The sequence below is a fragment of the Piscicoccus intestinalis NBRC 104926 genome, assembly GCF_001515525.1.
GTDB lineage: Bacteria > Actinomycetota > Actinomycetes > Actinomycetales > Dermatophilaceae > Kineosphaera > Kineosphaera intestinalis.
Genome location: NZ_BCNQ01000200.1, coordinates 1 through 6598 on the forward strand (window position 1 = coordinate 1; position 6598 = coordinate 6598).

At 69.9% G+C, this 6598-nt stretch carries 4 protein-coding genes; 3 read left to right on the forward strand and 1 reads right to left on the reverse strand.

All coding sequences use genetic code 11. The annotated features are described in order from the left end of the window. Positions 1–221 precede the first annotated feature (221 nt). Complete coding sequence (locus PINTE_RS19725) at positions 222–1139, reverse strand: LysR family transcriptional regulator (protein ID WP_068434071.1); 918 nt, start codon at positions 1137–1139, stop codon at positions 222–224. Positions 1140–1265: 126 nt separating this feature from the next. Here PINTE_RS19725 and PINTE_RS19730 point away from each other — a divergent pair, with 126 nt between their 5' ends. From PINTE_RS19730 to PINTE_RS19740, 3 genes are all read left to right on the forward strand, one after another. Further along, complete coding sequence (locus PINTE_RS19730) at positions 1266–3461, forward strand: alpha-1,4-glucan--maltose-1-phosphate maltosyltransferase (RefSeq protein ID WP_373280182.1); 2196 nt, start codon at positions 1266–1268, stop codon at positions 3459–3461. 3 nt (positions 3462–3464) lie between these two features. Further along, positions 3465–5192, forward strand: coding sequence for a maltose alpha-D-glucosyltransferase (gene treS / locus PINTE_RS19735; protein ID WP_068434075.1), 1728 nt, complete (start codon positions 3465–3467; stop codon positions 5190–5192). Beyond that, positions 5185–6598 (forward strand): maltokinase N-terminal cap-like domain-containing protein (locus tag PINTE_RS19740; protein ID WP_157087403.1); only part of this gene is annotated, 1414 nt, incomplete at its 3' end. The genes treS and PINTE_RS19740, both read left to right, overlap by 8 nt.

Below are 6598 nucleotides of genomic sequence, written 5' to 3' on the forward strand. Positions count from 1 at the left end.
CGAAAAGAGATCCAAAACGCTGACGGTCACGACACACCTCCGGAATGCCGCGATCGCAAGCAGGCATGCGCCGTCGCAGCCGAAAATAGGAAAAGGGAGAAGAAGTGCACCCCCGCCGAATAGCCCTCACGACGGTTGGCTTCGCCTTCTTCTTCACTCTATGGAGAGACCGTCGACGGCGTCCATCGCGAAGAACTGGAGCGACAATTTAGCGTCACTTATCAGCCGGAGGAGGCCGAGTGCTGGCGGACACGTGTCGTGCGCTGCAAGGCGCGTATCACCGCCTGTACCGAAGGCGCCTGGCCGGCGGCGACGCGAGTCGCGACCAGGATCGTCCGGGAACAGGGTGGGTCGACGGGGCGCGCGTCCAGGTCGCGCGTGGCGGCTCCGAGGTTGAGCTCGCTCATGAGCGCGACGCCGAAGCCCGCCCGCACGAGCCCCAGGGAGGCGACCAGATTGCTGCAGTTGGCAACGACCTTCGGTTCGAAGCCCGCGGCCCGGCACAGCGACCGGACGTGCCTGGCGAAGGCGCTGGCCTCGGTGTCGAGAATCCACGGGGCATCGGCGTAATCGCGCAGCCGCGCCGTCGCAGAGATCGACGTCGGAATGTCCCGCGACGGAGCCTGCAGGAGCACCACCTCGTCGCGAGCGAGAACCGTGAGGCTGATGCCCTCGGCCGACATCGGATGGAGGTCGTCGATCACGGCGACATCGATCTGGCCGCTGCACAGGTGATCAATGCTCTCGATCGGTTCCATGTCCCGCACGGTGACGTGCAGATCGGGGTAGGCCCGGCGCAGTCGCATGAGGGCGTCCGGCAACACCGTGCTGCAGAAACTGGGAAACGCGCTCAACGCGATCGTGCCGTGCACGTCAACCTGGAAGGAGCGCACGTGCGCCTCCGCCTCCTCGACGGCCTCGGCGATGCTCGGGTAGTGACCTACGAGCGCGAGGCCGGCCTCGTTGAGCACCACCCGACGCCCGTGGCGCACGAGAAGGGGCACCTTGACCTCGCGCTCCAGTTGCGCGACGTGTTGGCTCACCGCCGACGTCGTCATATGCAAGCGCGCCGCCGCGGCCGTCATCGTGCCCTCGGCGGCGAGTGTGGCGAGGACATGAAGCCGGTGTAGGTCGAGCATCCGGTCACCTCCTGCCCTGCCAACGGTGGCATATTCGACCCACCGAAGGAGCCGGTCGAGGCCGGTGATCGACGCGGCCAGCCGATAAGTGTCATCCGGCCCGTCGAACCGATAGCGTCGGATGTCGTGACCACCACGACATCGCAGTCAGCTGCGCCAGAGCCGCCCGAGCCGGACGACACCACCGCCGAGGCCGTGACAGTCGAGCCGGGCACGCAGGACCACCAGGACAGCGGGGTCGCCGACGCGTCGGCCGCGGGGCCCTTGGCGCCCGAGGCGGGGTCGTCGCGATCACCGGCCGTGTCCGGCACCGCGACGTGGGCCGGTCAACGGCCGATCGGGCGGATCCCCGTGGTGGGCGTCACCCCGCTCGTCGAGGGCGGCGATTTTCCGCTGAAGTCCGTCGTCGGCGAGCAGGTGCCGGTCAGCGCCCGGGTGTTCCGCGAGGGGCACGACGCGGTGAACGCGAACATCGTGCTCACCGACCCCAGCGGCGGCGAGCACACGCTGCCGCTGACCCGCACCAACGAGGGTCTGAGCCTGTGGGAGGGCACGATCAGCGCCGACCGCGAGGGCGTGTGGACCTATCGCGTCGAGGGCTGGTCCGACCCGTACGGCACGTGGGACCACGACGCGACGATCAAGGTCGAGGCCGGCGTCGACGTCGAGCTCATGCTCGAGGAGGGCGCCCGCGTGCTGGAGCGGGCGCTGCAGGTCGACGGCCGGCCGGAGGCGGCGCAGCGCACGTTGCGGGCCGCGGTCGACACGCTGCGCGACGAGCAGCGCACCCCGGCGGCCCGGCTCGCCGCGGGCACCTCCCGCGAGGTGGCCTACGAGCTGACCACCCGGCCGCTGCGCGAGTACGTCAGCCCGAGCCCGGAGTACCACTGGCTCGTCGAGCGCCGCCGCGCGCTGACCGGCGCCTGGTACGAGTTCTTCCCCCGCTCCGAGGGCTGCTACCTCGACGAGGAGACCGGAGACTGGGTCAGCGGAACGCTGCGCACCGCGGCGAAGCGGCTGCCCGCCGTGGCCGACATGGGCTTCGACGTCATCTACCTCACCCCGGTGCACCCGATCGGCACGATCAACCGCAAGGGCCCGAACAACACCCTCGACGCCGGCCCGAAGGACCCGGGCAGCCCGTACGCGATCGGCAGCAAGGACGGCGGCCACGACGCCATCGAACCGAGTCTGGGCACGTTCGAGGACTTCGACTTCTTCGTCGCCCAGGCCAAGCGTCTCGGCCTGGAGGTCGCGCTCGACATCGCGCTGCAGTGCGCGCCCGACCACCCCTGGGTGACGCAGCACCCGGAGTGGTTCACCACGCGCGCGGACGGCACGATCGCCTACGCGGAGAACCCGCCGAAGAAGTACCAGGACATCTACCCCCTGAACTTCGACAACGACCCGGCGGGCATCTACGCCGAGGTGCGCCGCGTCATCCAGGTGTGGATCGACCACGGCGTGACGATCTTCCGCGTCGACAACCCGCACACCAAGCCGGTGGAGTTCTGGCAGTGGCTCATCGGTGACGTCGCGCAGAGCCACCCCGAGATCATCTGGCTGGCAGAGGCCTTCACCAAGCCGCAGATGATGGCCACGCTCGCCAAGGTCGGCTTCCAGCAGAGCTACACGTACTACGCCTGGCGCAACCAGAAATGGGAGCTCGAGGAGTACATGACCGAGCTGTCGGGCGAGGCCGCGAACTACATGCGGCCGAGCTTCTGGCCGACGACGCACGACATCCTCACGCCGTACATGCAGTTCGGCGGGCCGACGGCGTGGAAGACCCGGGCCGCGCTCGCCGCCACGCTCGTGCCGACCTACGGCATCTACGCCGGCTACGAGCTGCTGGAGTCGGTGCCCCGCCCGGGCGTCGAGGAGCAGATCGACAACGAGAAGTATCAGTTCAAGAACCGCGGGTGGGAAGACTACGAAGCCGGCGGCCCCAAGGAGGGCCAGCTGTGGATGGCCGACTACCTGCGCACGCTCAACGAGATCCGGCGGGCGCACCCGGCGCTGCAGTGGCTGCGCAACTGGCGCGCCCAGCCGTGCGACGACGAGAACGTCATGTGCTTCTCCAAGCGCCACGTCGACGGCGGGGCCGAGGACATCATCATCGTCGTCGCCAACCTCGACCCGCACACGACGCGCGAGACGTGGGTGCACCTGGACATGCCCGCGCTGGGCCTGGACTGGAACGAGGGTTTCGTCGCCAAGGATCTCATCACCGGGGCGTCCTGGCACTGGGGGCAGCACAACTTCGTGCGGGTCGGTCGGGACGCCGAGCCCGTGCACATCATCCACGTGAGGAGGTTCTAGGTGGTGCAGGGGCTGCAGCTGTCCCAGCCCGGCCTGAAGTACGACCCGAACTGGTTCAAGACCGCGGTCTTCTACGAGGTGCTCGTGCGCGCCTTCGCGGACTCCACGGGCACCGGCTCCGGGGACTTCAGCGGGCTCATCGGCAAGCTCGACTACATCCAGTGGTTGGGCGTCGACGCGATCTGGATCCCGCCCTTCTACCCCTCACCGCTGCGTGACGGCGGCTACGACATCGCCGACTACACCGCGGTATTGCCGGAGTTCGGCACGCTCGTCGACTTCACCGAACTCGTCAGCCAGGCGCACGCGCGCGGGATCCGCATCGTCACCGACCTCGTGATGAACCACACCAGCGACCAGCACCCGTGGTTCCAGTCGAGCCGGTCCGACCCCGACGGGCCGTACGGCGACTTCTACGTGTGGAGCGACGACGACACCAAGTACGGCGACGCGCGGATCATCTTCATCGACACCGAGGTCTCCAACTGGACCTTCGATCCGGTGCGCCGGCAGTTCTTCTGGCACCGCTTCTTCTCCCACCAGCCCGACCTGAACTTCGAGAACCCGAAGGTGCAGGAGGCGATCTTCGACGTCGTGCGGTTCTGGATGGACCTGGGCATCGACGGGTTCCGCCTCGACGCCGTGCCCTATCTGTTCGAGGAGGAGGGGCACAACGGCGAGAACCACCCCAAGACGCACGAGTTCCTCGCCAAGCTGCGGGCGATGGTCGACGAGGAGTACCCCGGGCGCATTCTGCTCGCCGAGGCGAACCAGATGCCGAACGAGGTCGTCGACTACTTCGGCACCGAGGAGTCGCCGGAGTGCCAGATGTGCTTCCACTTTCCGGTGATGCCGCGGCTGTACTCAGCGCTGCGCGAGGAGAAGGCCACCCCGATCCGGCGGGCGCTGGAGGACACGCCGCCGATCCCGCGCGGCACGCAGTGGGGCACGTTCCTGCGCAACCACGACGAGTTGACGCTGGAGATGGTCACGCCCGAGGAGCGCTCGGCGATGTACGGCTGGTACGCCTCCGACCCCCGGATGCGCGCCAACGTCGGCATCCGGCGCCGACTGTCGACCCTGCTCGACAACTCCCGCGCCGAGATCGAGCTGATCCACTCGCTCGTGCTCTCGCTACCCGGCTCCCCCTGCCTGTACTACGGCGACGAGATCGGCATGGGCGACAACATCTGGCTGCCCGACCGCGACGCCGTGCGCACCCCGATGCAGTGGACCCCGGACCGCAACGCGGGCTTCTCCAGCTCCGACCCCGGCAAGCTGTACCTGCCGGTCATCCAGTCGCTCGTGTACCACCACAACAACGTCAACGTCGAGGCCCAGATGGCCAGCGGCTCCTCGCTGCTGCACTGGGTGCGGGCCATGCTGCGGATCCGGGCGGCGCACCCGGTCTTCGGGCTCGGCACGTTCGAGATGCTCGACTGCGACAACGACACGATCATGCCGTTCGTGCGCGACCTCACCGCGCAGGAGTCACCGCTCGGGCGCGACGGCGCGGAGACCGTGCTGTGCGTGCACAACCTCTCCTCGCGGCCGCAGTCGGGCACGATGACGCTGCCGCAGCGGTTCGCCGGCGCCCGCGTGCGGGACATCTTCGGCGGCTCGCGCTTCCCCCGGATCGGCGCCGACGGCTCGATCACGCTCACGCTCGGTTCCCGCGACTTCTTCTGGTTGCGGGTCGATCTGCCCCAGGACGAGGACGACGATGGCTGAGGTCATGCAGACCACGCTCGAGCCGAGCAAGCTCGAGCTGCTCGCCGCGTGGATGCCGCGGCAGCGCTGGTTCGCCGCAAAGGGCCGCACCCCCAGGCTGCGGCGGCTCGGCGGGTACCGGCTCGACGACCCGGCGGGCGAGGTGGGCGTCGAGACGCTCATCGTGCTCGACGAGGCCGACACGAGTTCACCGGAGCCGGTCGTGTACCAGGTGCCGGTGACGTACCGGTCCGCCCCGCTGACGGGGGCCGCCGACATCGGGTTCGTCGGCACCATCGAGCACGGCGAACTCGGCACCCGCTACGTCTACGACGCCGCACACGATCCTGTGTACACAGCCGCGCTGCTCGGGCTGCTGCGCGGGCAGGTGCGGGCCCAGAGCGCCACGGCGAGCAACACGCTCGAGCCCGCCGTCACCGGCCACCCGCACCCGGCGAGCCCCGACGTCGAGTTCGTCTCCAGCCGGGTGCTTTCCGGGGAGCAGTCGAACACCTCGATCATCTACGAGACCACCGACCGCTCCGGCGACGCGTCCCCCGTGATCGTCAAGATCTTCCGGCTGCTGCACCCCGGTGAGAACCCCGACGTCGTGCTGCAGTCGGCGCTGGCCGCCGACGGCTCCCCGCTCGTGCCGCGCCCGCTCGGGCACGTCGCGGGCGACTGGGCCGACCCGGTCGAGGCGGCGCCCGCAGGCGAGACCGAACCCACCGGCGGGCCGCGCCGGCACGGGCACCTCGCGTTCGGCCAGGAGTTCCTGCCCGGCACCCGTGACGCGTGGCGGGTCGCCCTCGAATCGGCCCGCACCGGAAGCGACTTCACCGGCCCGGCCTTCGACCTCGGGGTCGCCACCGCGCAGATGCACGAGACGCTGGCCCGCGTGCTGCCGACCGCCGACGCCGCGCCCGCGCAGCGCGAGGCCCTCGTGCGGGGCTGGCGCTCCCGGCTCGTCGGCGCGCTCGGGGAGGCACCCCCGCTCGCCGAGTACACCGAGCGGATCGAGGCGACGTTCGCGACCGCGGCGGGCGCGCGGTGGCCGGCGTTGCAGCGGGTGCACGGCGACTACCACCTCGGCCAGGTGCTGCACGTGCCCGGCCGCGGCGGCACCGGCTGGGTGATCCTCGATTTCGAGGGCGAGCCGCTGCGCTCGCTCGCCGAGCGCAGCGAGCCCGACCTCGCGCCCCGCGACGTCGCCGGCATGCTGCGCTCGTTCGACTACGCCGCCGGCTCCATCGAGCGGGAGGACGGGTTCCACGACGTGCCCACGGTCGGCGGCGCCGGCAATGCGCAGACCGCCTCCGGCCCCTGCCGGTGGGCGCAGGCCGCCTCCGCCGCGTTCCTGCAGGGGTACGCCTCGGTCGACCGGTCCGCCGCGAGCGGCGCGAGCGCGAGCGGTGCGAGTGGCTCGA

Bases quoted from the DNA above. Each gene is read 5' to 3' on its own strand.
- PINTE_RS19725 (WP_068434071.1), bottom strand. From the start codon at position 1,139: ATGCTCGACCTACACCGGCTTCATGTCCTCGCCACACTCGCCGCCGAG.